Origin of the sequence: Nocardia sp. NPDC051833 (assembly GCF_040681225.1) — a bacterium.
Classification (GTDB): Bacteria; Actinomycetota; Actinomycetes; order Mycobacteriales; family Mycobacteriaceae; genus Nocardia.
Window position 1 is genome coordinate 2,876,531 of the sequence record NZ_JBFAYK010000001.1, and the last position, 24,119, is coordinate 2,900,649.

Here is a 24,119-nt window from a genome sequence, read left to right on the forward strand (position 1 = left end):
CGCTTGATCAGGTGGTTTCGTCCCAGGCTTGGATTGAGGTCTGGTCGACTATGCGGCCGTCGCGGACGTCGGCCATCGAGTGGACCAGGACTCTGGTGCCGTCGGGGTAGCGGCAGGACTCGACGAAGGCGACGTGGTCGCCGTCCATCAGGACGCTCTCGAGTTTGTGGGTCATCTCCCGTGAGCAGACGTCGTCGAACATCTCGCCGATCGCTGAACGTCCGTGCAGCACACGGGGATGGCTGGGCTGGTCGTTGTGGTCGACCATCCGGATCTCGGCGTCGTCGCCGTACAGTGCCAGCAGTGTGGTCGCGTCGCGGCCTTCGATGCCACGGCGCAGTGCTTCGGCATCGAATCCCGAACTGGATGCGGTGCTCATCTCGGTCTCCCTCGCTCGTCGCCCAACGAGCCGGACCAGGGCGATTCGGCCCGTACTCCAGCACATTACGCCCGCGAACCCGCCGGCGGAACGCCCGATATCAGCCGATCGGGGCGGCCCGTTTGGCGATGGCCGTGATCGGGACCGGCTCGACGTGTTCGATGCCGTCGAGCGCGCCGATCCGCTCGGTGAGGTAGTCGAACAGGGCGTCGGCGTCGCGGCACACCACGATCGCGACCAGGTTGGCGGTGCCGGTGGTGCCGCCGACGAACGCGGTCTCCGGGTGCGCCGACATGGCGCGGGCGACGGCGACGAGCCGGGCGGGCGCGACCGTCAGCCACAGCGCGGCCTGCACCGGGAAGCCGAGCACCGCGGCATCGATCTCCACATCGAAGCGCAGCACGCGCTGCCTGCGCAGTTCGTCCACCCGGCGGCGCACCGCGGACTCCGACCAGTCGACCGCGCGCGCCAGCCGCGCGTAGTCGGCGCGGCCGTCGACGGCGAGGGCGGGCAGCAGCCGCCGGTCGAGGTCGGTCATCGTGACCGGGTCGGGGCGTTCGAGCAGCGGCGGTGCCAGCGCGTCGACCTGCTCGGGCGTCAGCGCCGACGTGCGGCCCTGCCAGCGCCGGTCGGTCAGGTGCCGCAGCAGCCGCTGCACCTGCACCGTCTCGACCTGGGGATGCCTGGCCAGCGCGTCCAGCGGGACCGCGGCCTCGGCGCCGACATGGAAGAAGCTGCTGATCTCGGCGCCACCGGCGAGCACGCTCACCCACGACGTGTCCGGCCTGCGCGCCAGCGCTCGCGCGAGGGTCGCCGCGCCGCCGGGCCGGACCCGGATCCGGACCAGCCACTCCGCGTGCCCGACCAGTCCGCTGGCGGCGATCCCGGTGACCCGCGCCAGCCCGTGCTCGCGCAACCGCGCGAACCGGCGCGCCACCGTTCGATCGGCGACGTCGAGCACCTCGCCGATCCGGCTGAACGAGGCCCGGCCGTCGACCTGCAGGGCGTGCAGCAAGCCCAGATCGACCGCGTCCAGCCTGACCGAATCCACCAGATCAGCGTAGGACGTGTCGGATTCCGGCGCAGCGGCCGCGGATCGGCGACATCGACCGAGGCCGGACCAACGATCGAGGCATGACAGCAGACCTCGACGGCATCCACCACGTCGGCATCCTCACCCGCGATCTCGACGGCCTGGAGCGCCGCTACCGCTCCCTCGGCTTCACCCTCACCCCGCGCTCGCGCCACCTCCTCGCCGCCGCACCGGGGGAGCCGCCCGTCGCCGGCTGCACCGCCAATCTGTGCGCGGTCTTCCAGGACTCCTATCTCGAGCTGCTCGGCATCGTCGACGAAGCCGCGCCCGACCCGTGGCACACGAAGGCGATGGCCGACCAGTTCGAGGGGCTGCGCCTGCTCAATCTGGAGACCTCGGACGCGGAGAAGGCCGACCGGCTGCTGACCGAGGCCGGGTTGCGCACCTCCGGGGTCCTCGACCTCGAGCGCCCGGTCGACACCGTCGACGGACAGCGCACCCTGCGGGCCCGCGCCGTCCACGTCGACCCGCGGTCCACCCCCGAGACCTACCTCGGCGTCGCCCAGCACCTGACCCGCGAATACGTCCACCAGCCCCGCTACCTGCGGCACCCGAACGGCGCCCGCGGCCTCGGCTCGGTGCTGTACGTCGTCGACGACACCGACTTCGCCGCCGTCGTCGACCGCTACCAGCGCATCCTCGACCGCGCGCCGGAGCACGAAGGCCCGCTCGTCATGTTCGGTGTCGGCTCGGCGCGGCTCGAATTCGTCCGGGCGAGCGACACCGACCAGCTCCTGCCCGGCGAACCCGCGCCCGCCGCCTCCTACCCGGCCGCCCTGACCATCCGCGTCGACGACGTCGTGGCGGCCCGCGACCTCGTCGACGACGCGGGCACCCCGACCGTCGCGACCGCCGACGGCTTCTTCGTCTCCGCCGCCGACGCCTACGGCGCCGGTCTCTTCTTCACCGCCTGAGGACCCACCATGTTCACCACCCTGCTGCTGCTGTTCGTCCCCACGGTCCTCCTGCGCCTGCTCGGCGTGGTCGGCGTCCCCCGGTTCGCGACCTGGCGGGTGTGCGCCGCGCATGGGCTGGCGTTCATGCTCGTCGCCACCGGCACAGCGCATTTCGTTCCCGACAGCGTGACGGTGATGCCGAGCCACGACGATCTCGTCGCGATGGTGCCGTCGGCGGTGCCGTTCCCGCACGCGATGGTCTACCTCACCGGCGTCCTGGAACTGCTCGGCGCGCTCGGCCTGATCATCGCGTCCACCCGCGCCGTGACCGGCATCGCCGTGGCCGTGCTGTTCGTGCTGCTCCTGCCCGCCAATGTGTACGCGGCACTGGAGGACATCCCGCTCAACGGGGAACCGCCCACGCCGTTGTGGTTCCGGATTCCCGAACAGCTCGTCTTCCTCACGGTGGCGCTGTGGGCCACCGGTGCCGCTCAGCTGTCGGCGCGTTTGACGAAGTTGGGGCGGATGTCCAGGTCGGGTTCGTCGTAGTAGCGGTGGAAGGTGGGGGTCAGGCCCGAGGAGATCGGCGGGTTGATCCAGCTCCAGTCGGTGGGGCAGCGTCTGCCCGCCGCCTCTTCGCGCTGGACGTGATCGCAGAACTGCTTGGCGACCGTGTGGTGGTCGACCATGTGCACACCCGAGGTCCGGAAACTGTGCAGCACCGCGTGATTCAGCTCGATCAGCGCCTTGTCGCGCCACAGCGTGCGCACCGAGGAGGTGTCGAGCTCCATCATGTCGGCGATCAGCGGCAGCATGTTGTAGCGATCGGTGTCGCTGAGATTGCGCGCGCCGATCTCGGTGCCGACGTACCAGCCGTTGAACGGGGCGAACGGGTAGGTGACGCCGCCCACCTCCAGATCCATGTTCGACACCGCGGGCAGCGCATGCCATTTCAGCCCGAGGGTGGCGAACCACGGGTAGTCCGGGTGGGTCAGATCCACCTCGCGGACCAGCTCGCGCGGCACGTCGAAGTACCGCAGATCCTCGTCGGGCGTGCTGATGAGGACGGGCAGCACGTCGAAGGGAGTGCGCGCGCCGCGCCAGCCCAGCGCCATCGCCTGCTCGGTGGCGGCGATATTGGCCGGATCGCCGGTGACGGTGCCGTCGCCGTTGGGATAGCCCGCGTAGCGGATCAGCTGGGAACTCACGATCCGGTACTCGCCACCGCCGGGCACGAGCTGCGGGCCGACCGTGATCATCGACTGGATCGCGCCGCCGTTGGTGGCGAGGCGCAGATGCTGCCAGCACGCCTCGGAAAGCTCTCGCGCGGAAGTAACTCGGCGGGCGTCCAGGAGTTTGAGCGAACGCCAGTGTTTGCGGCCGACGCAGCGCGCGTGGTTGCGCCAGGCCAGTTTGGCGCCGATCAGGATCTCCTCGGCGGTCTGCCGATAGGTGCCGGTTTCGCGTAGTTCGGCGAGCGCGCCGAGGCGACGCTGGGTGGGTAGATGACCCAATTCGGGATTGCGGAAGAACTCGTCGCATTCGCGCAGCCGACGATCGAGGTCGGTGGCGGGCGGTGCGGCGACGACGATGTCACCGGCCGAAGTGACTGGGGTGGAGCCTTTTTCGCAGACAGCAGGGCGAGAACGTTGGTTCACGGTACATCTCCGGTCGGGCAGCAGGGTGCAGGGCCGTGCGGGCGTACCCGGGGATGCGGGGTATTCGCCCGCCGAGAACACACTGCCCGACCGGTGGCGCGCGCCGACCAGGTAATCGGTCGAGCGTCGCCGCATGCATAGTCGTCCTGTTCGAACACCGAGATTCGCTGCGAGCCAGCCTACGACCGGTGTGCTGGCGGTGTGCTCGAAATCGCGGTAATCCCACCGCGACTGGCGTCAAGACATGCTGACCGTGCGCTGACCTAACGGAATCGGGCGGCGGTCTCCGGTGCCGTGGCGAACGCCAGGAATTGCTCGTTCTCGTGCGGATCGCCGATCGTCACGCGCACGCCGTCACCGGCGAACGGCCGCACCAGCACGCCGGCGGCGGCACTCGCCTCGGCGAAGGCGGTGGTCCGCTCGCCCAGCGGCAGCCAGACGAAGTTGGCCTCGCTCGACGGCACCTCGTAGCCGGCCGCCAGCAGCGCGTCCCGCACCTGGTGGCGCTGCGCGACCAGGACATCGGTCCGGTCGAGGAGTTCGCCACGGGCCTCCAGCGAGGCGATCGCCGCCGCCTGCGCCACCCGGTTCACGCTGAACGGGATGTGTACCTTCAGCAGCGCGGTGATCACCTCGGGATCGCCGACGGCGTAGCCGACGCGCAGCCCGGCCAGGCCGTAGGCCTTCGAGAAGGTCCGCAGCACCACCACATTCGGCCGCGTGCGCCCGATCTCGACGCCGTCGGGACGGTTCTCCGGGGTCAGCCGGAGGTATTCGTAGTAGGCCTCGTCCAGCACGACCAGCACGTGCGCGGGCACCCGGTCCAGGAACCGCTCCAGCTCCGCGCGCCCGTGCGCGGTGCCGGTGGGGTTGTTCGGGTTGCAGACGAAGATCAGCTTGGTGCGCTCGGTGACCGCGTCGGCCATCGCGTCCAGGTCGTGCAGGTGGCCCGCGGCGAGCGGCACCGGCACGGCGGTGGCATTGCCCACCTGGGTGACGATCGGGTACGCCTCGAACGAGCGCCACGCGAAGACCACCTCGTCGGTCGGCGCGTCGCAGGTGATCTGCACGAGCTCCTGGCACAGCGCGACGCTGCCGCAGCCGACGGCCACATTCGCGACCGTGACGCCGAGGAAGTCGGCCAGCGCGGCCCGCAGCTCGGTGACCTGGTTGTCCGGGTACCGGTTGGCCTGCTCGGCCGATTCCGCGATCGCCTTCGCCGCGCTCGGCAGCGGCCCGAAGGTCGTCTCGTTCGACGCGAGCTTCACCGCATCGGGGTGGTTACGGCCGGGAACATAGGCCGGGATGGTGGCGAGGTCGGGCCGGATGTGCGCTGTCACGCCTCCACCCTACGGTGACACGTCATATCGATGCGCGCCGCCGCCGGTCAGGCCTACCCAACCGCAGTTTCGCCGCCTACGCTGGGTTTATGTCGGGGACCTACGACGATGTCGCCCCACTCAGGTCGGTGGAGTCCACCGCCGTGGCGGGTGGCGCCGAAACGGCAGCCGTCGCCACGCGGACGGCTGTGCCCATCACGGTCGTCGAGCCGGAGCGCATCGCCCGCGGCGGCATCGTGGTCCTGCACGAATCCAGGGAGTTCTCGCCGCAGCTGCTCGATCTGATGCGGTCCCTGGCCTTCGAGGGCTGGATCGTCGTCGCGCCACACCTGTTCGACCGGATCGCCGACGACCACGTCAACGAGGTCTTCGGCGACGAACTCTTCGACGATTTCGACGCCGGCTTCGACTGGCTCACCCGGCGCGGTGTCTTCCCCGACACCATCGGTGTGCTCGGCTTCGACACCGCGGGCACCGCCGCCTTCCTGGTCGCCACCACCCGGCCGATCGGCGCCGCGGTGAGCGTGGCCGCCCCAGGCATCACAGATCCGCTCCCGGATCAGGACGCCGCCCTGGTCGAGATCGCCGCCGCGTTGCAGGCGCCGTGGCTCGGCCTGTTCGGCGCCGACGACCCGGCCACCCCACCCGACGCGGTCGACCGGCTCCGCGACGAGGCCGCCAGGGCGAATGTGGCCAGTCTCACCATCACCTATCCGGGCCTCAGCCACCGCGCCGATCGCCCCGATCCGGACGACGACGCGGCAAACGCCATCCGGATCGACTCACAGACCCGCATCTACGACTGGTTCGACAGCAACTTACGGTAGTTGACCAGGCGTTTTGGACTACATGAACTGCTCGTGTAATCTTCATTCCCGGCGGTTCGACAAGGACCGGTGCCCTCGAAAGAGAAGGCTCCAGGAGGCGTGCCAGAGCGGCCGAATGGGACTCACTGCTAATGAGTTGTCCCTTCACGGGGACCGGAGGTTCAAATCCTCTCGCCTCCGCCACACCCGGTTCGCCGGGTACAACTGAAGACCATGCGCCCGTAGCTCAACGGATAGAGCACTTGACTACGGATCAAGAGGTTAGGGGTTCGAATCCCTTCGGGCGCACAAAGAAAGACCCCCAGCATTCGCTGGGGGTCTTTCTCGTTTTCGGCCGGGCCGCTACTTCCAGGCGGGCAGTGGGGGCAGCGGGCCGGTGAGGTCGTGGCCGGGGGAGCGGCCGAGGAGCCAGGCGAGCAGGGCCGAGGAGGGGCCGAGGACCGTGTGGTGGGGGCGGCCGGGGCCGACGGTGGCGATGAAGTCGGAGTCGGTGGCCTGGAGGTCGAAGGTGGGGGTCGCGTCGGGGAGGAGGTTGGCGGACACGTCGGCGACGGCTTCGGGGAGCAGACGGGCCACGAAGGCCGCGGGCCAGTCGGCGGGGGTGTAGTCGACGCCGAGGTCGACGTGATGGATCTCGGTCTCGCGCAGGCGCATCCACGGAATCTGGTCGGCCGTGAGCGAACCGCCCTGCCGGTTGCGGACGACCGCCTGCCAGTCCGCGGCGGGCATCGTGGTGGCCACGGCCTGCCAGCGATGTGCCGAGGCGGTGAAGTCGGCGTGCTGGACGTCTAGGTGCCGCGGCGCGCCCGCCTCGATGTCGGCGTCGCGGGTCGCGGCACTGGCGTACTGGGGGATCTCGATGCCGGTGCGCGCCCACAGCAGCAGGTTCAGCAGACTGTCGGCATTGCGCGACATGTGCGCGACGACGTGCCCGCGCGTCCAGCCGGGGAGCCGGGACGGTTCGCTCAACTGCGCATCGGTGAGCGCGCCGATCGCCGCGTCGAAGCGGGCGGTGGAGGCGGCGACCTGGGTGAGCAGGTCGAGAGGGGTAGCCGTTTCGCTGGTCACGGGTCCGAGCGTAGTTGCCCGGATCCGCGCGCACCGCCGTTCACCGCGGTGTCGGCGACCCCTGTGGATAACCCTGAGCCTGTGGACAACTGGGGAGATTTCGCGCTCGACGACCGCGGCGGCGAACCGCCGCGTGCCACGATTCAGCCGGCGACGATCGCGTCGGCTTCGATCTCGATCAGGAGCTCGGGCGCGATCAGCGCGGTCACCTCGTACATCGAGGCGGCGGGGCGGATGGTGTCGAAGACGGCCGAATGCGCGGCGGCGACTTCGGACCAGCGGGCGATATCGGTGACGAAGATGCGGGTGCGCACCACATCCCGCAGGCTCGCGCCCGCCTGTTCCAGCGCGGTGGCGATGCGGGCGAGGACCTCGGTGGTCTGCGCGCCGATGTCGTCGCCGCCGACGGCGCCACCACCGGGCACGGCGGCGGTGGTGCCGCTCACCACGACGTGGTCGCCGACGCGTACGGCCCGCGAGTAACCGACGACATCTTCGAAATCGGAGGCGGAAGAGATGTTCACCCGAGTTGTGGTCATGGCAGCCAGAATGATCCACCGCCTGGTGGATGACAATTCATTTGCCGGTCGGCTGCCGGTCGGCTCGACGCGGTACGCATGGCAGATGAACGCACGTCCAGGTATCCGCCTCCTCCCGCTCACCGCCGCCCTGTGCGCGGCCGCCGTCACCGCGGGCTGCTCCACGCCCGGGTCCGACGCCGACTTCACGGTGGGCAAGGACCAGTCGGTGGTCATCACGCTCGACGAGCTGGTCGCCAAGTCCGGCGGCAGCGCGGTGCTCGGGGTGGATCTGGAACCCGAGCACGGCCACCTGGCCCGGCGCACCGACGGCTCCTACGTCTACACCCCGATCGCGGGTTACCAGGGCCTCGACCAGTTCAAGATCACCACCACTGACGCGGTTCGGTTGTACACCACCGACATTCCAGTGCTCGGCGAGTACGGTGGCAGCACGGTGCAGGGCAGCGGCTTCGGTTCGGCGTGGACCGCGGTGCCGGGCAGCACCGACGAGTTCTACGGTCTGACCGACCGCGGCCCGAATGTGGACGGCCCGGCGAAGAACGAAAAGCTCTCGCCCACCCCGGCATTCGTGCCCAAGATCGGCCGGTTCAAGCTGGTCGACAACCGGGCGGTGCTCCAGTCGACCATCGAGCTGCGCAGCAAGTCGGGCGCGCCGTTCAACGGCCAGGTCGACATCTCCGCCAGCACCGGCGAGACCATCAGGGATCTACAGGGCACCGTCCTGCCGCCTACCGATCACGGCCTCGACCCCGAGGGCCTGGTCGCGCTCGCCGACGGCACCTTCTGGGTCTCCGACGAATACGGCCCGTTCCTGGTGCATTTCGACGCGAAGGGCACCGAGCTCGAGCGGCTCGCGCCCGGCAGCGGGCTGCCGAAGGAGATCGCCCTGCGCACGCCCAACCAGGGCATGGAGGGCCTGACCATCACGCCCGACGGCAGCACCCTCGTCGGCGTCGTGCAGAGCGCGCTCAACACCCCCGGCCTGAGTGGTTCGGCCAAGGAGGTGCCGTTCGCGCGGATCGTCACCGTCGATCTGAAGACCAAGGCGCAGAAGGAATTCCTGTACCCGCTGGAGAACCCGAAGCAGACCAAGGTCGCCGTCTCGGAGATCACCGCGCTGAGCCCGACCACCTTCCTGGTCGACGAGCGCGACGGCAACCTGGCGCCCAAGGCGGACAAGAAGATCTGGACCATCGATATCGCCGGCGCCACCGATGTCGGCCCGCAGTCGACGGTCCCCGGCGCGACCTACGACGCGGACAAGGGCGGCCTGCTGGTCGACGGCAAGCCGCTGGAGACCTTCGTCGGCGTCACCTCGACCACCGACGCGGTCGCCGCGCTGACCAAGGCAGGCATCACCCCGGTCGCGAAGAAGAGCAATCTGGACCTGTCGGCCCTGGTCGCCGGGCTGGACGAGAAGGGCCGGTTCTTCGGCCACGACAAGATCGAGGGCATCGCCACCACCGACGGCGGCAAGACGATCTACATCGCCAACGACAGCGACTTCGGCCTGGCCGCCAGCCAGGGGGAACAGCCGCCGTTCGGCTTGAAGCCGAAGACACTGCCCAACGGTGTGCAGGACACCGGTGAGGTGCTCGCGGTCGACACCACCAAGCTGCCGGCGAAGGTCGACGGCTACACGGTGCGGATCTCGGTCAGCTAGCCCACTCGCGGGCCTCGACGAGGACGGCGGCGGCCAGCGCCACCAGCCACAGCGACATCGATCCGACCTGGATGCGCTGGGCGATGCCGAGGGCGTAGGAGCCGGACAGGTTGTCGGCGATCAGCATCCAGACGGTCGCCACCGAGCCGACGACGAGCACGACCACGCCGAACTCGCGCAGGATCCGCCAGCGGTGATAGCGGTAGGCGGCGGCGCTGAACGCGAACGCCGCCACCGCGATCGAGGTGACCGCCAGGGAACTGGTCAGCGCGTGCGGCTGATGCAGCTGCGGGAACAGCTCGCTGTTGCCACCGCACGCGCTGACCGACGGGTCGCAGTCGCGCAGCGGGAGCATGGCGTCGGCGATCGTCGCCGCGCCGAAGCACAGCAGCGCCACCCAGCCGACGGTGGTCAGCCTGCGCCGGTGGAAGACCAGCAGGCCGCCGATCGCGGCCGGGATCAGCAGCAGGCCGACCAGCTTGTCCGCGGTGGCGAACACCTCCCGGTAGGGCTTGCCTTCCGCGTCGAGTTCGCTGAGGAAGGAGTTGACCGGATCGGCGTCGATCGGCAGGAAGAACTCCAGCACCCAGGACGAATAGCAGAGTCCGGCGACCGCGATCGCCAGGGCGATCAGCAGCGGGTAGCCGCGGGGTATCCGGGTGGACTCGGGCACATCGACCATTGTGCTGCCCCGGACAAACCGCCTGGTTCATCCACTCGATCGGGCGCGTCGCACGCCGCGCACGTGGTTTCATCACAGCGCGCACAGGTTGTTGTCAGGTTCACCGGGCAGGGTGGGTGTCGTAACCAACCAGGAGGATTTCCATGAGCTACGTGATAGCGCTGGCAGGTTTTGCCATGTTCCTGGCGATGGCTGTCTCCGGTTTCGCCGCGGCCAACGCGCCGCGATCGCTGGTCCGGGTGCGCGTGCACAGCCACCCGCGTCGCCGCTGACCTGGTAGTTCAGCGCCGCGAGCGCTCGCGGATCAAGGCAGAGATCTGCTGGGCCGCGACGTGCGGGTCCTCGTGTTCCCACACCCGCACGACCTGCCAGCCCGCCGCCCGCAGCGTGGCGTCGGTGGCGCGATCACGCGCCACATTGCCCGCCAATTTGTCGGCCCACCACTGGGCATTGTTCTTCGGGTCGGTCGCGTGGACCGGGCACCGATGCCAGAAGCAGCCGTCCACGTAGACGGCGACCCGCAGGCGCGGGAACACCACATCGGCGCGCCGCCGCTGGCCCTTGATCGGCGGGCGGTCGACGAAATAGCGCAGTCCCGCGCGATGCAGTTCACGGCGTAAGGCCAGTTCCGGCGCGGTGTTCGCGCGCCGCTGGCGCGACATGCGGGCACTGGTCGCCGCGTCGGTGACCGGTTTCCCGGCAGGCGTCGGCGCGGCGGGATCGTCCCCGGTCCGCGCGCGCCGACCGGTCATGCCGCCCAGCCGCCCATCCGGTCGAGATGATCGCGGACATCGTCGAGGAAGCCGGGCGGGAAGCGCAGATTGCCCATCTCGGTGCGGCGCAGGAATCCCGCCGTCGCGCGCGGCGACAGGAGCCGGGGCTCGGTGAGGAAGTTCTTGAGGTCCTCGTACGGCTCGTGCACCGGCCACGTCGAGAGCGGAACCCGGTGCACGACCCCGGCCCGGCCCCACGCCGCGGTCGGCCACGGTGCGCCGGGCCGCAGCGGTTCGCCGACGGTCAGCGGCTCCGAGGGCGCGGCCAGCCGCTGACCGACCCAGTTGGCCATCCGCACGCTGACCGCGTTGCCCACCAGCTTCCAGCGATGTCCCTGCCGCACGCCCGGCACGTCGAGCGCGGGCGCGGTCCAGTCGGCGTCGAAGCCCTGCAACCGCTCACCGTCGACGATGCCCGGCGTGACGATCTCGCCCGCGGGCAGCCGGACCGCGGGCGGGCTCGCGATGCCCAGACCCGAACCACCCTTGAGCGTCGGCACGGCGTTCACCGCCCAGCCGAGACCGCGCACGCCCTCGGTCCAGTAGAAGCCGCACGGATCGCGGTCGGGGTCGCCGTATTCGCGCGGGCCCGCGTCGTCGCCGAAGAGCACCTCGCGCGGATCCTCGGTGCGCGAGGCCAGCATCAGCACCCGCTGACGCCGCTGCGGCAACCCGAACGCGCGGCCGTCGACGACGCGATAGGCCCAGGTGTAGCCGAGTTCCTCCAGCGCGGCGGTGATGTGCCGCATCGCCGCGCCCCGGCCCAGTTGCAGCATGAACGGGACGTTCTCGATCAGCAGCCAGCGCGGTCCGCGTTGCCGCCGGACCAGCCGGAACACCTCGTCGACCAGGCCGGAACGGCGGCCGGTGATGCCCGCGGTGCGCCCGGCCTGCGAGAGGTCCTGGCACGGGAACCCCGCGGCGACCAGTTCGGTGCGGGCGGGCAGGGAACGCAGCCGGGTGATGTCGCCGTGCAGGGGAGTGTCGGGGAAGCGCGCCGCGAGCACGCCCTGCGCGCCGGGATCGATCTCACAGAGCAACTCGGTCGACCAGCCGTTGCTGCCGAGGCCGAGTTCGAGCCCGCCGATCCCGGCGAACAGCCCGACCATCCGCGTCAACGACCCTCCCTGTGTCTGGCGGGCTCGCCGTCCGACGACCCGTCGCTCGCGCCTGCGGCGCATTGTATCGGGCCGCGCGAACCGCGAGCTCCGGCGGAAAATCAGTGGCTCGCGACGGTGCTCCGGTGCCACTCTTGATAGGCCGACTTGTCGGACCCCGGTGCGAACATCACCAGGCGTCCGTTCCGGAAACCAACCATCCAACCGGACATCAAGGGGGAGAGTCTTGTCTGTCACTTTGGAGCTGGCGGCCACCGAATCGGAGGCCGACAGATCGGGGCGGCCGTCGCCGTCTCCGAGCGGTAGATTGCGGTCGCTGCGCCGATTTCTGCCGTACCTGCGGCCCTACCGGGTGCCGCTGATCGTGGCCAACGTGCTCGCGATCGTCACCTCGAGCACCGCCATCGCGATCCCGCTGGTGATCGCCCGGGTCATCGACGGGCCGATCGCGCGGCGCGATTTCGTCGGGCTGCTGCTGCCCGTCGCGCTGATCTTCGTCCTCGGCGGGCTCGAGTCGTTCGGCATGTGGGGCCGCCGTTGGCTGGTGTCCAAGCCGTCGACGCTGTTCGAGATCCGGATGCGGGCCAAGCTTTTCGCCCAGCTCCAAGCGCTCTCGATCGGGCGCCACGACGGCTGGCAATCGGGTCAGCTGCTCTCGCGCGCCATCGACGATCTGTCGGTGCTGCGGCGCTTCGTCGCGTTCGCCGGACCGTTCCTCATCGTCAACAGCATCCTGCTGCCCATCGGGTTGATCGCGCTCTTCGCGATGAACTGGCAAGTGGGACTGATCTTCACGGTGATCTCGCTGCCGCTGACGCTGTTCTGCGTGCGCTTCGTGCGCCGGTTCGAGGTGGCCTCGCGGCGCTCGCAGGACCAGTCCGGTGACCTGGCGACCATCGCCCAGGAATCCGCGCAGGGCGTGCGCGTGCTCAAGGCGCTCGGCCGCGGCGGGTTCTTCGGCGCCCGCTTCACCGCGCTCTCGCGCGAGCTGCAGAAGACCGAGCTGGAGAAGGTGCGCCTGGACGCGACCCTGTGGGCCGCGCTGGTCACCCTGCCGACGGTCGCGATCGCCGTGTCGCTCGGTGTCGGTGGGTACTCGGTGGTGCACGGCTCGATGACGATGGGCACCCTGATCGCGAGCATCACGCTGGCGACCTTCCTGCAGTGGCCGATCATCTGGCTCGGCTTCCTGCTCTCGGAGCTGTTCGAGGCGCGCACCGCCGCCGACCGGTACTGGGAGATCATCGACACCCCGCTCGACATCACCGACCCGGCCCGGCCGGTGAACCTGCCCGCCGGGCTGCGCGGTGAGCTGGTCATCGACCACGTGCGCTTCGCCTACCCGACCGGGGCCGACGGCGCGGACAAGGCGGTGCTGGAAGACATCTCGCTGCGGGTCCGGCCGGGGGAGACGGTCGCGCTCGTCGGCGCGACGGGCAGCGGCAAGACCGCGCTGCTCGAACTGATCCCGCGCCTCTACGACGTCGACGACGGCAGCATCACCATCGACGGCGTCGACATCTCGACCCTGCGCCTGGCCGACCTGCGCCGGGTGGTGACGGTGGCGTTCGAGGAGCCGGTGCTGTTCTCGGCCAGCGTGCGCGAGAACGTGGCGCTGGGCGATCCGCGCGCCACCGACGCCGATGTGCGCCAGGCCCTCGATATCGCCCAGGCGAGCGAGTTCGTCGACGCGCTGCCCTGGGGCCTGGACACCAGGATCGGTGAGCAGGGCATGAGCCTGTCCGGTGGCCAGCGGCAGCGGCTCGCGCTGGCCAGGGCGGTGCTGATCGGCGAGGCCGCGGCCGAGCAGGGCCGGATCATGGTGCTCGACGATCCGCTCTCGGCGCTGGATGTGGAAACCGAAGAGCGCGTGCAGGATCGGCTGCGCACGGTGCTCGCGGGCGCCACCACGCTGCTGGTCGCGCACCGGCCGTCGACGGCGGCACTGGCCGACCGCGTCGCCCTGCTGGCCGACGGCCGGATCGTCGCCGAGGGCAGCCACGAGAAGCTGCTGCGCACCAACAGCCGCTACCGCGAACTGATGGGAGGTGAATCATGACCACCGACACCGAGATCCAGACCCCGCCCGAGCAGACCGATCGGGCGGCGGACTGGCGCGGCATCGCCAAGGAGGACGACGCCGTCACCGGCACCGGAAACCTGGTACTGGCCGGGCGATCCCGGCGGCTGCTGCTCGACCTGGTGCGGCCCTACCGCAAGCAGGCGGTGCTCACCTTCGTACTGATCCTGCTCGACAACGCGGCCAAGGTGTCGATGCCGCTGTTCATCGCCTACGGCCTCGATCACGGCATCAGCCAGGGCAGGCAGGGCAATTGGACGCCGATGCTGGCCACGGTGGCCGGGTTCGTCGCGGTCACCGTGCTCGCCGGCCTGACCACGTACTTCTTCCTGCGGGCCTCCGGTTCGCTGAGCCAGCGGGTGCTGTTCGACCTGCGGGTGCGCGCGTTCCGGCACACCCAGCGGCTGAGCGTGTCGTTCCACGAGAAGTACACCTCGGGCAAGGTCGTCACCCGGCTCACCAGCGATATCGAGACCCTCCAGGAACTGCTGGAGGGCGCGCTCAACCAGGCGTTCAGCGCGGTGCTCTCGGTGGTCACCATCGCGGTGCTGCTGGTCTGGCTGGATCCGATGCTGGCCTCGATCGTGCTGCTCGGCTTCGTGCCGCTGGTCCTGGTGACCCGGTGGGCGCAGCGGCGGCAGCGCGCGGGCTACCGGCGCACGCGCGGCGCGATCGCGCGGGTCGTCGTGCAGTTCGTCGAGTCGATGAGCGGCATGCGCGCGGTGCAGGCGTTCCGTCGCGAGGACCGCAACCAGGAGGTCCTCGGCGGCGAGGACGACGAGTACCAGCGGGCGACCACCACCGCGATCCGCGGCATGGGCGACTACGTCGGCCTGTCCAACTTCATCGGCAAGGTGACCACGGTGATCGTGCTGCTGGTCGGCGCCTGGCAGGTGATGGAGGGCAATCTGGCGATCGGTGTGCTCGCCGCGTACCTGCTCTACCTCGACCAGTTCTACGGTCCGCTCGACGAACTCGCCCAGGTGTTCAACTCCTACCAGTCCGCCGCGGCGGCGCTGGAGAAGATCTCGGGTGTGCTCGAGGAGGAGCCCGCGGTCGCCGAACCCGGCGATCCGATCGCGCTGGACCGGGCGACCGGTGCGGTGCGGATGGATCGGGTCTGGTTCGGCTACACGGCCGAGTCGCCGGTGCTGCCGGAGTTCGACCTGGCCATCCCGGCCGGGCAGGTGGTGGCCCTGGTCGGTGCCACCGGCGCGGGCAAGTCGACGCTGGCCAAGCTGCTCACCCGGTTCTACGACCCGAGCGGCGGCGTGGTCACCCTGGACGGTGTCGATCTGCGCAGGCTGGCCGACGCCGAGCTGCGCAGGCACGTCGTCATGGTCACCCAGGAGGCGTACCTGTTCTCCGGCACCATCGCCGACAACATCCGCCTGGGCAGGCCGGACGCGACCGATGCCGAGGTCACGGCGGCCGCGCGGGCGGTCGGCCTGGACGCGTTCGTGCGGTCCCTGCCCGACGGATACGCGACCGATGTGCGCACCAGGGGCGGCAGGCTCTCGGCCGGTCAGCGGCAGCTGGTCGCGTTCGCCCGGGTGTTCCTGGCCGACCCCGCGGTGATCGTGCTGGACGAGGCGACCTCGAGCCTGGACATCCCCGGCGAGCGGCTGGTCCAGCACGCGCTGGAGACGCTGCTGCGCGAGCGCACCGCGGTGATCATCGCGCATCGGCTGTCCACGGTGGCCATTGCCGATCGGGTGCTGGTGCTCGACGCGGGCCGCGTCGTCGAGGACGGTTCACCCGCCGAGCTCATCGCCGGACAGGGCCGCTTCGCCGGACTGCACGCCGCCTGGCGGGATTCGCTGGTCTGATGCCACCGTGTTGTACAGCAGCGGGGCTGGTGTCGCTTACCGTAGAGAGGTGACGACCCCAGCCCCGGGCCCGGCCGCAGGCCCCACCGAGAACAGACCGGCCTCCCGGTGGCCCGCGGTGCTCACCTGGCGTTCCCACGACAACACGCGGATGGAATCGGTCCGCGTGACCCTCAACGGCAACCGGATCAGGGCGGCAGGCCGGATGATCGGCAGCGCGTGCGACGAGCACCCGGCGTTCAGCGCGTCCTACGACCTGGTCACCGACGAGGCGGGCGCGACGCGGCGGTTGTCGCTGCGCACCACCACCGCCGCCGGAGAACGGCACGCGTCCATCTCCCGGGACGAGGAGGACTACTGGCTCGTCGACGCGGGCGGCAGCCACGTGCGCTCCACCTTCGCCGGCGCGCTCGATGTCGACGTGGTGCTGAGCCCGTTCTTCAACACGCTGCCGATCCGCCGGTTCGGCCTGCAGAACGCGGTGGGCGACGTGCAGGTCCCGGTCGTCTACGTGCGCCTGCCCGATCTGCTGGTGCAGGAGGCCGAGCTCACCTACTCGAGCGCCGCCGACGGCATCAACGTGCTGTCGCCGGTCTCCAGCGCGACGCTGACGGTCGATCCGGAGGGTTTCGTGCTCGACTACCCGGGGCTGGCCGAACGGGCGTGACGCCGAGTCGGCCGGTGCGGCGCCGACTTCCACCGCCCGGCCCGGATGACAGCGCGCTCGGCCGGGTTCACAGTGCGCGCAGCACCCCGCCACGCTGTCCGGCCCGGTGCAGCTCGTCGAGCCAGCCGTCCGCGCCGGGGACGATCCCGGTGATCTCCCAGCGCGTGCGCTCCTCGTACGCGGTGCGGCCACGGTAACCCGCCTCGACAACGTCGCCGAGGTTGCCGTCCGCGCGCAATGCGTCCCGCGCGGTGACCAGCGCGGCGATGGTCTCGTCGAGCACCTGCCCGAGTGCGGCGGCGTTCGGTTCACAGATGGCGCGCACCAGGTCGGGTGCGGTACCGGCGACGCGAGTGCCGTCCCGGAAGGAGCCCGCGGCCAAGCCGAGCGCGAGCGCACCGCCGTCGGCCCCGGCCGCCGCCAGCGCTTCGGCCAGCACGTGCGGCAGATGCGAGATCCGCGCGACGGCCTGATCGTGCTCGTCGGCGACCACCGGAACCACCACGGACCCGCAGTCCAGCGCCAGCCGCGTCACCCGCACCCACGGCGCTACCCGCGTGCCCTCGTCGACCCCGACCGCCCACACCGCGTCGCGGAACAGGTCGGGATCGGTTGCCGCCCAGCCGGACTCGGCCGTCCCGGCCATGGGATGCCCGCCGACGAAATTGGCCTCCAGCCCGTGCTTGCGTACCGCGTCGGCCACCGGTCGCTTGATGCTCACCACATCGGTCACCGGGCAGCCGGGGGCGAGTGCGGCGATCTCGGCCAGCAGCCGCTCGACCGCGGGCATCGGCACCGCGACCACCAGCAACGCGTCCTCGGCGGCGGCCCGGCGCAGCACCGCGGACAGGTCGGTCGACACGTCGAAACCGTCGCGACGCGCCGCCTCGGCACCCGAGTCCGAGCGGTTGTAGCCGAACGCCGGGTACCCCGCCGCGACCGCGGCGCGCAGCAGTGAGCCGCCGATCAAACCGGTTCCGAGGACGCAGACAGCAGCACGCTGGTCGAGGGTCATCGGAACAGATTGGCACACGAGTTCATCATTACGGGCGGGACAGACTACCGTTTGGTCCATGGCAGCACAGCGCTCGGGCACGAACAGGGCGACGTCGGACGACGACTTCGACGTCGAAGGGTTCGCAGTGGCGGTGGTCCGCGAAGAAGGCACGTGGCGATGCAGTCCGCTCAGCCACGACGCGCTCCTCGACCTGTCGGTCGCGGAGACCGAATTGAAGGCATTGCGCAGCTCGGGGGCGGTATTCGGGCTGCTCGACGTCGATGACGAGTTCTTCATCGTGTTGCGCCCCGCGCCGAGCGGCACCCGCCTGCTCGTCTCGGACGCGACCGCGGCGATCGACTACGACATCGCCGCCGACGTCCTCGACGCGCTCAACGTCGAGATCCCCGACATCGACCCCGACGACCTCGACGACGTCGAGCCGTGGGAAGAGGGCGACCTCGGCGTGCTGGCCGACCTCGGCCTGCCCGAGCCCGTGCTCAGCGTGATCCTCGCCGAGACCGACCTCTACCCCGACGAGCAGCTCGGCATGATCGCCCAGCGGCTCGGCTTCGCCACCGAATTCGCGGCGGTCCTGGACAAACTGCCTCGGTGACCGCCGAGGCAGTGACCGACGAGGACATGGTGCGCGCCGCGATCGCGGCCGCCGCCGCCGCCGACCCGCGCGATGTGCCGGTCGGCGCCGTCGTCTTCGACGCCGACGGACGTGAACTCGCGCGCGCGACCAATGCCAGGGAAGCCCTCGGCGATCCGACCGCGCACGCCGAGGTCCTCGCGCTGCGGGCCGCGGCCGCCGTACACGGCGACGGCTGGCGGCTCGAGGGCGCGACGCTGGCCGTCACCCTGGAACCGTGCACGATGTGCGCCGGCGCGCTGGTGCTGGCCAGGGTCGGCAAGGTGGTGTTCGGCGCCTGGGAACCCAAGACCGGCGCCGTCGGTTCGCTCTGGGACGTCGTGCGCGACCGCAGGCTCAATCATCGCCCGGAGGTGCGCGGCGGCATCCTCGAACCGGAGTGCGTCGCGCTCCTCGACGATTTCTTCCGAACTCAGCGCTGACCAGCCGATTTAACGATCCGGCACCCCCTCCGGTATCGTAGTCGGCGGTGGCGTGTCCGAGCGGCCTAAGGAGCACGCCTCGAAAGCGTGTGACGGGTAACCCCCGTCCGAGGGTTCAAATCCCTCCGCCACCGCCACAGAGCCCCTCACCTGATATGCCAGGTGAGGGGCTCTTTTTTCGTCGGCTGTTCACGCGGTACGGCCCCGCCCGCCGGGGTCGCACGTAATAGACTGGTAGTACCGAAATCCGGGAAGGAACGATGTCTTATGCGCGGGCGACAGCCGCCACCCGCGAAGTCCGGGATCGGGCTCGGGGGGAAGCTCATGGTTCTGGTCGTGCTGGGCTGGGTAGCCGTCGGGCTGCTCGCCGCGGGCCAGCGACACTACTTCGCCCAGCTGCCCAAGGAGTGCTCCGACTGGGCGACGATCGCGGTGACCGCCGCCGCGGGTCCGGCCAACTACATCGGCCTGAACCCGCGGGTCAGCCAGTGCGAGGTACCGCAGCCGAGCCAGTAGCCCGGCTAGGTGTGCGCGGGGACCGGGGTCTTCTCCTGCTGCTGTAGTTCGCGCAGGCGAGCGCCCTCGACGTCGATGTCGGGGACGATCTTGTCCAGCCACTTCGGCAGCCACCATGCCCACTTGCCGAGCAGCACCAGCAGCGCGGGGATGAGCACCATGCGGACGACGAAGGCGTCGAGCGCGACGCCGGCGGCGAGCGCGAAGCCCATCGACTTGGCGGTGACGTCGGACTCGAGCAGGAACGAGCCGAAGACCGAGATCATGATGATCGCCGCCGAGGTGACCACGCGCGCGCCGTGGTGATAGCCCTTGACCACGGCATCGGTGGGATCGGCGCCGTGCACGTACTCCTCGCGCATGCGGGTCACCAGGAACACCTGGTAGTCCATGGCCAAGCCGAACACCAGGCCGATCAACATGATCGGCAGGAAGCTGACCAGGGGATGCGGGTCCTGGATGAGGCCCAGCTTGCCCTCCTGGAAGATCAGCACGGTCGCGCCGAAGGTGGCCGCCATGGAGAGCAGGAAGCCGAGCGCGGCCGTCAGCGGGACCAGGATCGAGCGGAACACCAGGATCAGCAGGATGAACGCCGCGCCCGCCACGATCGCCATATAGGGGACGATCTTGCTGAGCAGCACGTGGTCGATATCGGCGTAGATGGCCGTTGTCCCGGTGATGCCGTAGGACATCTTGTACTGGTCGTGCAGCCCCGGTTCGGCGTCGCGCGCCGATTGCACCAGGTCCTTGGTGGTCTGGGCGTTGGGGCCGGACTTGGGGATGCCGTTGATCAGCGCGCCCGCGCCGTCCTGGCTCAGCTGCGGCTCGGTGACCAATTCCATGTCCGGGTAGGACTGGAGCTGCTCGCGCAGGGCGAGCAGCGCGGCCTCACGCTGGTCGACGGGGGTGTCGGACAGGTCGACGGCGATCTGCAGAATGCCGTTGCTGCCCTCGCCGAAGCCCTCGGTGCGCAGGTCGTAGGCCTTACGGACGGTGGTCGACTTGGGCAGGCTGTCCTCGCCGGGCAGGCCGAGGTTCAGGTTGATCGCCGGCGCGGCCAGCAGCCCGAGCACCACAATGGCCAGCACCATCGTCACGGCGGGCCACTTCGCGATGACCCTGGCCACCCGGGTGCCGTTGGTGACGATGCTGTCGTCTTCGGGATCGTGCTGGGCGATCAGCGGCAGCTTCGGTTTGAACAGCGTCTTGCCGAACGCGCCGAGCAGGGCGGGCATCAGCGTGATCGCGGTGAGGACCGCGAACGCGGCCGCGACCGCGCCGCCCAGACCCATGAAGGTCAGGAACCGCACGCCGACGATGCTCAGCCCGACCAGCGCGATGATGACGGTGAGCCCGGCGAACACCACCGCCGAGCCCGCCGTGCCCAGCGCGGTACCGGCCGCTTCCTCCGCCGAATCCTGTACCGCCAGTTCGTGCTTGTAGCGGGAGACGATGAACAGCGCGTAGTCGATCGAGAGCGCGATGCCGATCATCGAGGCCAGGAACGTGGTGAAGCTGGGGATCGAGAGCACCGAGGTGGACAGGAAGATCAGCGAGGTGGCCGCGCCGAGGCCGACGATCGCGGTGATGATCGGGACGAACGCGGCGACGATCGCGCCGAACGCGACGACCATCACCACCAGGGCCACCAGCATGCCGATCAGCTCGGACTTGCCGCTCGGCATCTCCTGTTCCATCGCGATGGTGCCGCTGATCTCGACCGTCAGCCCGGCCGCGCGGGCGGCGTCACCGACGGCGTAGGCGGCGTCGCGGTCGGCGGCGGTGATGTCGGCGAATTCCTTGATCGTGAACGGGACGCTGAAGTACGCGACGGTGTCGGGGGCGGTCTTGTTCAGCACGTTCAGCGGTGCGCCGCTGCAGGTCGACGGGTCGGGCTCGGGGCCGAGGCAGCCCATCTCCTCGGTCATCGCGATCGGATTCGGGATCGGCTTGCTGTGATCGACGATGCCGAGCTGATCGAGCCGGCCGATCAGCGCATCGATCGCCTGCCGGTTGGCCGGGTCGGTGAGTTTCTGCCCGGCGGGCGCGCCGATCACGTAGGTGCCGGTCACGGCGTCGAAGGCGAAGGCCTCCGACATGCCGGGGAAGTGTTTGTCGAGGATCTCGGTCGCCCGTTCCGACGGCAGGTTGGGCATGCTGAAGTCGTCGGTCATCGGTTTCTGGAGCTGGGCGCCGAGGGCGCCGAGGATCAGGAAACAGACCAGCCAGACGGGTAGCACGATCCATTTGCGGCGAAAGGCCAGCTTGCCCCACCGGTACAGATAGACGGACACGGTTTTCTCCTCGCGGTGATCGGTGCGGAGCGGGAGGTAGAGCCGGGTCTAACCAGTCCGAGTCTGGTGCCAGGCCACCGCGATATCAAGCAACGTGCCAGGCGCGACGGGCGAAAAGCAGGACGACCCCGCGATCCGGGATGGATCGCGGGGTCGTCCGATTCGAGCGGGTCAGGAGACCGGAAGCGGGTGCTTCACCGTCTCGGCGCCCTGGTTGCGCAGCTGCTCGAGCTTGGAACCCTCGACGTCGATGTCGGGCAGGATGCGGTCGAGCCACTTCGGGATCCACCACGACCACTTGCCCATGATGACCAGCAGCGCGGGCACCACGACCATGCGGACGATGAAGGCGTCGATCGCGACACCGGCGGCCAGCGCGAAGCCGAACGACTTCGCGGTGACGTCGGTTTCCAGGATGAACGAGCCGAACACCGAGATCATGATGATCGCCGCCGAGGTCACGACGCGGGCGCCGTGGTGGTAGCCGGAGACCATCGCGTCCTTGGGCGACTTGCCGTGCACGAATTCCTCGCGCATGCGGGTCACCAGGAACACCTGGTAGTCCATCGCCAGACCGAACACCAGGCCGATCAGCATGATCGGCAGGAAGCTGACCAGCGGCTGCGGATCCTCGATCAGGCCGAGCTTGCCCTGCTGGAAGATCAGCACGGTGGCGCCGAAGGTGGCCGCCATCGAGAGCAGGAAGCCCAGGGCCGCGGTGAGCGGGACCAGGATCGAGCGGAACACCAGGATCAGCAGGATGAACGCGGCACCGGCGACGATCGCCAGGTACGGCACGATCTTGCTGAGCAGCACGTGGTCGACATCGGCGTAGATGGCGGTGGTGCCGGTGATGCCGTACTCCATGCCGAACTGCGCCTTCAGGTCGGCTTCGGCGCCGCGCGCCTCGGCGACCAGATCCTTGGTGGCCTGGTTGTTCGGGCCGGACTTCGGCACGCCGTTGAGCATGGCGCCCTGCTTGTTCTCGCTCCACTGCGGCTCGGTCACGTAGTCCATGCCGTCGTAGGAGGCGAGCTTGTCGCGCAGCGCGCCGACCGCGGCCTCACGCTGGTTCTCCGGCACCGCGCTCAGGTCGGTGACGACCATCAGCACGCCGTTGCTGCCCTCGCCGAAGCCCTCCGTGCGCAGCTCGTAGGCCTTGCGGACGGTGGAGGTCTTCGGGGCCGAGTCCTCGCCGGGCAGACCCAGGTTCAGGCCGGCGGCGGGCGCGGCGAGCGCGCCGAGCACGACCACCGACAGGATCAGCGCGACCCACGGGGCCTTGCCGATCAGGCGGGCGAAGCGCTGGCCGTTGGTGACCGAGTTCTCGTCCTCGGGATCGTTCTGGGCGACCAGCGGCAGCTTCGGCTTGAACAGGGTCTTGCCGAAGGCGCCCATCAGCGCGGGCATCAGGGTGATCGCGGTGAGCACGGCGAAGCCGGCGGCGATGGCGCCACCCAGACCCATGAAGGTCAGGAACTGCACGCCGACGATGCTCAGCGCGCCGAGCGCGATGATGACGGTCAGACCGGCGAACACGACGGCCGAACCGGCGGTGCCGAGCGCGGTACCGGCGGCTTCCTCGGCCGAGTCACGCACGGCCAGTTCGTGCTTGTAGCGGGAGACGATGAACAGCGCGTAGTCGATCGACAGCGCGATACCGATCATCGAGGCGAGGAAGGTGGTGAAGCTGGGGACCTCGATCACCGAGGTACCGAGCATGATCAGCGAGGTCGCCGCGCCGAGGCCGACGATGGCGGTCACGATCGGGACGACGGCGGCGACGATGGCGCCGAAGGCGACCACCATCACGACCAGCGCGACACCCATGCCGATCAGCTCGGACTTGCCGCTCGGCTGCTCCTGCTCCATCGCGATGGAACCGCTGAGCTCGACCGTCAGACCGGCGTTGCGGGCTTCGGCCGCGACCTCGTAGGCGGCGTCGCGTTCGACGTCGGTGACGTCGGTGACGCCCTTGATGTTGAACGGCACGGTCAGCACCGCGACGCTCTCCGGCGCCGTCGAGCTGAGCACGTTGAGCGGCGCGCCCGAGCACTGCGACGGGTCGGGGTTGGCGAGGCAGCCCATCTTGTCGGTCATCTCGATGGGGCTCATCAGCGGCTTCGCGTGATCGACGATCTGCAGCTCACCGAGCTTGGTGATGAGCGCGTCGACGGCGGCGCGGTTGGCCGGGTCGGTGAGCTTCTGGCCCTCCGGGGCGCCGATCACGTAGGTGCCGGACACGGCGTCGAACTTGAACTGCTCGGACATGCCGGGGAAGTGCTTGTCGAGGATCTCGTTCGCGCGGGCCGAGGGCAGCGAGGGCATGCTGAAGTCGTTGGTCATCGGCTTGCTCAAGGCGGCGCCGACGCCACCGAGCAGCAGGAACAGCAACAACCAGACCGGTAGCACGATCCATTTACGGCGGAAAGCGAACTTTCCCCATCTGTACAGGTATACGGACACGAGGGTGCTCCTAGCGCGAAGAACTCGGGTGGGATCAGGCTCGTAGACAGCACATGCGGGTCTCCCCTGACGACCCGCCTCCACATCGTCGTTTTCTGCCTACCGTGCGGTAGGTAGACTACCGATTCGGTAAGTGGAGAGGCAACCTCAATTT

General features: G+C 69.6%; 23 protein-coding genes and 3 tRNA genes. 14 read left to right on the plus strand and 12 right to left on the minus strand.

The window, feature by feature from the left end; genetic code table 11:
- Positions 1 to 7 precede the first annotated feature (7 nt).
- A complete protein-coding gene (locus AB0L91_RS13005) occupies positions 8 to 379 on the minus strand; it encodes a nuclear transport factor 2 family protein (protein ID WP_355284057.1) in 372 nt (123 codons plus the stop codon).
- A 100-nt stretch (positions 380 to 479) separates the two neighbouring features.
- The gene (locus AB0L91_RS13010) at positions 480 to 1,430 is read right to left on the minus strand and encodes an AsnC family transcriptional regulator (RefSeq protein WP_365009640.1); all 951 of its coding nucleotides are present in this window, start codon (positions 1,428 to 1,430) and stop codon (positions 480 to 482) included.
- A gap of 83 nt (positions 1,431 to 1,513) precedes the next feature.
- On the opposite strand from AB0L91_RS13010, the gene AB0L91_RS13015 reads away from it, so the two are divergent.
- Entirely contained in the window at positions 1,514 to 2,386 is an 873-nt protein-coding gene (locus AB0L91_RS13015) for a VOC family protein (protein WP_365009642.1), read from the plus strand.
- Between the two features lie 9 nt (positions 2,387 to 2,395).
- Positions 2,396 to 2,917, plus strand: a complete 522-nt coding sequence (locus AB0L91_RS13020; RefSeq protein ID WP_365009644.1) for a hypothetical protein — start codon at positions 2,396 to 2,398, stop codon at positions 2,915 to 2,917.
- On the opposite strand, the gene AB0L91_RS13025 is transcribed toward AB0L91_RS13020, so the two are convergent.
- On the minus strand, positions 2,860 to 3,960 hold the full coding sequence (locus tag AB0L91_RS13025) for a nitric oxide synthase oxygenase (protein ID WP_365011286.1): 1,101 nt from the start codon (positions 3,958 to 3,960) through the stop codon (positions 2,860 to 2,862). The two genes, AB0L91_RS13020 and AB0L91_RS13025, sit on opposite strands and share 58 nt — an antisense overlap.
- A gap of 329 nt (positions 3,961 to 4,289) precedes the next feature.
- Complete coding sequence (hisC, locus tag AB0L91_RS13030; RefSeq protein WP_365009646.1) at positions 4,290 to 5,366, minus strand: histidinol-phosphate transaminase; 1,077 nt, start codon at positions 5,364 to 5,366, stop codon at positions 4,290 to 4,292.
- 89 nt (positions 5,367 to 5,455) lie between these two features.
- Here hisC and AB0L91_RS13035 point away from each other — a divergent pair, with 89 nt between their 5' ends.
- From AB0L91_RS13035 to AB0L91_RS13045, 3 genes are all read left to right on the plus strand, one after another.
- A complete protein-coding gene (locus AB0L91_RS13035) occupies positions 5,456 to 6,193 on the plus strand; it encodes a dienelactone hydrolase family protein (RefSeq protein ID WP_365009647.1) in 738 nt (245 codons plus the stop codon).
- Positions 6,194 to 6,286: 93 nt separating this feature from the next.
- Positions 6,287 to 6,376: transfer RNA gene (locus tag AB0L91_RS13040), tRNA-Ser, on the plus strand.
- A gap of 32 nt (positions 6,377 to 6,408) precedes the next feature.
- Positions 6,409 to 6,481, plus strand: a tRNA-Arg gene (locus AB0L91_RS13045).
- A 54-nt stretch (positions 6,482 to 6,535) separates the two neighbouring features.
- Here AB0L91_RS13045 and AB0L91_RS13050 read toward each other — a convergent pair.
- Together AB0L91_RS13050 and AB0L91_RS13055 are read right to left on the minus strand one after the other, a co-directional pair.
- A complete protein-coding gene (locus AB0L91_RS13050) occupies positions 6,536 to 7,261 on the minus strand; it encodes a maleylpyruvate isomerase family mycothiol-dependent enzyme (protein WP_365009650.1) in 726 nt (241 codons plus the stop codon).
- 143 nt (positions 7,262 to 7,404) lie between these two features.
- Positions 7,405 to 7,800 carry a RidA family protein gene (locus AB0L91_RS13055; protein ID WP_357345864.1) on the minus strand — a complete coding sequence of 132 codons (396 nt, stop codon included), beginning with the start codon at positions 7,798 to 7,800 and terminating at the stop codon, positions 7,405 to 7,407.
- A gap of 85 nt (positions 7,801 to 7,885) precedes the next feature.
- Here AB0L91_RS13055 and AB0L91_RS13060 point away from each other — a divergent pair, with 85 nt between their 5' ends.
- Complete coding sequence (locus AB0L91_RS13060; protein ID WP_365009653.1) at positions 7,886 to 9,466, plus strand: esterase-like activity of phytase family protein; 1,581 nt, start codon at positions 7,886 to 7,888, stop codon at positions 9,464 to 9,466.
- Here AB0L91_RS13060 and AB0L91_RS13065 read toward each other — a convergent pair.
- The gene (locus AB0L91_RS13065; RefSeq protein WP_365009655.1) at positions 9,459 to 10,139 is read right to left on the minus strand and encodes a DUF998 domain-containing protein; all 681 of its coding nucleotides are present in this window, start codon (positions 10,137 to 10,139) and stop codon (positions 9,459 to 9,461) included. The genes AB0L91_RS13060 and AB0L91_RS13065 overlap by 8 nt on opposite strands.
- Before the next feature lie 152 nt (positions 10,140 to 10,291).
- Between AB0L91_RS13065 and AB0L91_RS13070 the strand changes: the two genes are divergently transcribed.
- Positions 10,292 to 10,420, plus strand: coding sequence for a hypothetical protein (locus AB0L91_RS13070; RefSeq protein ID WP_365009657.1), 129 nt, complete (start codon positions 10,292 to 10,294; stop codon positions 10,418 to 10,420).
- Positions 10,421 to 10,429: 9 nt separating this feature from the next.
- Here AB0L91_RS13070 and AB0L91_RS13075 read toward each other — a convergent pair whose 3' ends face one another.
- Positions 10,430 to 10,900, minus strand: a complete 471-nt coding sequence (locus AB0L91_RS13075; RefSeq protein WP_365009658.1) for a very short patch repair endonuclease — start codon at positions 10,898 to 10,900, stop codon at positions 10,430 to 10,432.
- Positions 10,897 to 12,030, minus strand: coding sequence for a DNA (cytosine-5-)-methyltransferase (dcm, locus tag AB0L91_RS13080; RefSeq protein WP_355284096.1), 1,134 nt, complete (start codon positions 12,028 to 12,030; stop codon positions 10,897 to 10,899). Before dcm ends, AB0L91_RS13075 begins: the two co-directional genes overlap by 4 nt.
- A gap of 235 nt (positions 12,031 to 12,265) precedes the next feature.
- On the opposite strand from dcm, the gene AB0L91_RS13085 reads away from it, so the two are divergent.
- From AB0L91_RS13085 to AB0L91_RS13095, 3 genes are read left to right on the plus strand one after another with little or no spacing between them, the layout of a single operon-like run.
- On the plus strand, positions 12,266 to 14,098 hold the full coding sequence (locus AB0L91_RS13085) for an ABC transporter ATP-binding protein (RefSeq protein ID WP_365009660.1): 1,833 nt from the start codon (positions 12,266 to 12,268) through the stop codon (positions 14,096 to 14,098).
- Positions 14,095 to 15,948, plus strand: coding sequence for an ABC transporter ATP-binding protein (locus AB0L91_RS13090; RefSeq protein ID WP_365009663.1), 1,854 nt, complete (start codon positions 14,095 to 14,097; stop codon positions 15,946 to 15,948). Before AB0L91_RS13085 ends, AB0L91_RS13090 begins: the two co-directional genes overlap by 4 nt.
- A 49-nt stretch (positions 15,949 to 15,997) precedes the next feature.
- A complete protein-coding gene (locus AB0L91_RS13095; RefSeq protein WP_355284023.1) occupies positions 15,998 to 16,615 on the plus strand; it encodes a putative glycolipid-binding domain-containing protein in 618 nt (205 codons plus the stop codon).
- Between the two features lie 67 nt (positions 16,616 to 16,682).
- On the opposite strand, the gene AB0L91_RS13100 is transcribed toward AB0L91_RS13095, so the two are convergent.
- Positions 16,683 to 17,630: a prephenate dehydrogenase gene (locus tag AB0L91_RS13100; protein WP_365009666.1), complete on the minus strand. Its 948-nt coding sequence runs from the start codon at positions 17,628 to 17,630 to the stop codon at positions 16,683 to 16,685.
- Positions 17,631 to 17,688: 58 nt separating this feature from the next.
- Here AB0L91_RS13100 and AB0L91_RS13105 point away from each other — a divergent pair, with 58 nt between their 5' ends.
- The 4 genes from AB0L91_RS13105 to AB0L91_RS13120 all read left to right on the plus strand — a co-directional run bounded on the left by AB0L91_RS13105 (position 17,689) and on the right by AB0L91_RS13120 (position 19,205).
- A complete protein-coding gene (locus tag AB0L91_RS13105) occupies positions 17,689 to 18,228 on the plus strand; it encodes a tRNA adenosine deaminase-associated protein (RefSeq protein ID WP_218721287.1) in 540 nt (179 codons plus the stop codon).
- Between the two features lie 26 nt (positions 18,229 to 18,254).
- Positions 18,255 to 18,689, plus strand: coding sequence for a nucleoside deaminase (locus AB0L91_RS13110; protein WP_355284093.1), 435 nt, complete (start codon positions 18,255 to 18,257; stop codon positions 18,687 to 18,689).
- Between the two features lie 46 nt (positions 18,690 to 18,735).
- Positions 18,736 to 18,826 (plus strand) — tRNA-Ser (locus AB0L91_RS13115).
- A gap of 187 nt (positions 18,827 to 19,013) precedes the next feature.
- Positions 19,014 to 19,205 (plus strand): hypothetical protein, encoded by a 192-nt coding sequence (locus AB0L91_RS13120; protein ID WP_355284018.1) that lies wholly within the window; start codon positions 19,014 to 19,016, stop codon positions 19,203 to 19,205.
- Positions 19,206 to 19,210: 5 nt separating this feature from the next.
- Here AB0L91_RS13120 and AB0L91_RS13125 read toward each other — a convergent pair whose 3' ends face one another.
- Entirely contained in the window at positions 19,211 to 21,499 is a 2,289-nt protein-coding gene (locus AB0L91_RS13125) for an MMPL family transporter (RefSeq protein WP_365009670.1), read from the minus strand.
- Positions 21,500 to 21,670: 171 nt separating this feature from the next.
- Positions 21,671 to 23,965, minus strand: coding sequence for an MMPL family transporter (locus AB0L91_RS13130; protein WP_365009673.1), 2,295 nt, complete (start codon positions 23,963 to 23,965; stop codon positions 21,671 to 21,673).
- Positions 23,966 to 24,119 lie beyond the last annotated feature (154 nt).

Excerpts from the sequence above, each read along its gene's own strand:
- AB0L91_RS13110 (WP_355284093.1), top strand. The coding sequence starts at position 18,255 with ATGGTGCGCGCCGCGATCGCGGCCGCCGCCGCCGCCGACCCGCGCGAT.
- AB0L91_RS13090 (WP_365009663.1), top strand. The coding sequence starts at position 14,095 with ATGACCACCGACACCGAGATCCAGACCCCGCCCGAGCAGACCGATCGG.
- AB0L91_RS13100 (WP_365009666.1), bottom strand. The coding sequence starts at position 17,630 with ATGACCCTCGACCAGCGTGCTGCTGTCTGCGTCCTCGGAACCGGTTTG.
- AB0L91_RS13055 (WP_357345864.1), bottom strand. The coding sequence starts at position 7,800 with ATGACCACAACTCGGGTGAACATCTCTTCCGCCTCCGATTTCGAAGAT.
- AB0L91_RS13075 (WP_365009658.1), bottom strand. The coding sequence starts at position 10,900 with ATGACCGGTCGGCGCGCGCGGACCGGGGACGATCCCGCCGCGCCGACG.
- AB0L91_RS13020 (WP_365009644.1), top strand. The coding sequence starts at position 2,396 with ATGTTCACCACCCTGCTGCTGCTGTTCGTCCCCACGGTCCTCCTGCGC.
- AB0L91_RS13015 (WP_365009642.1), top strand. The coding sequence starts at position 1,514 with ATGACAGCAGACCTCGACGGCATCCACCACGTCGGCATCCTCACCCGC.
- AB0L91_RS13070 (WP_365009657.1), top strand. The coding sequence starts at position 10,292 with ATGAGCTACGTGATAGCGCTGGCAGGTTTTGCCATGTTCCTGGCGATG.
- AB0L91_RS13035 (WP_365009647.1), top strand. The coding sequence starts at position 5,456 with ATGTCGGGGACCTACGACGATGTCGCCCCACTCAGGTCGGTGGAGTCC.
- AB0L91_RS13105 (WP_218721287.1), top strand. The coding sequence starts at position 17,689 with ATGGCAGCACAGCGCTCGGGCACGAACAGGGCGACGTCGGACGACGAC.
- AB0L91_RS13060 (WP_365009653.1), top strand. The coding sequence starts at position 7,886 with ATGAACGCACGTCCAGGTATCCGCCTCCTCCCGCTCACCGCCGCCCTG.
- AB0L91_RS13005 (WP_355284057.1), bottom strand. The coding sequence starts at position 379 with ATGAGCACCGCATCCAGTTCGGGATTCGATGCCGAAGCACTGCGCCGT.
- dcm (WP_355284096.1), bottom strand. The coding sequence starts at position 12,030 with ATGGTCGGGCTGTTCGCCGGGATCGGCGGGCTCGAACTCGGCCTCGGC.
- AB0L91_RS13120 (WP_355284018.1), top strand. The coding sequence starts at position 19,014 with ATGGTTCTGGTCGTGCTGGGCTGGGTAGCCGTCGGGCTGCTCGCCGCG.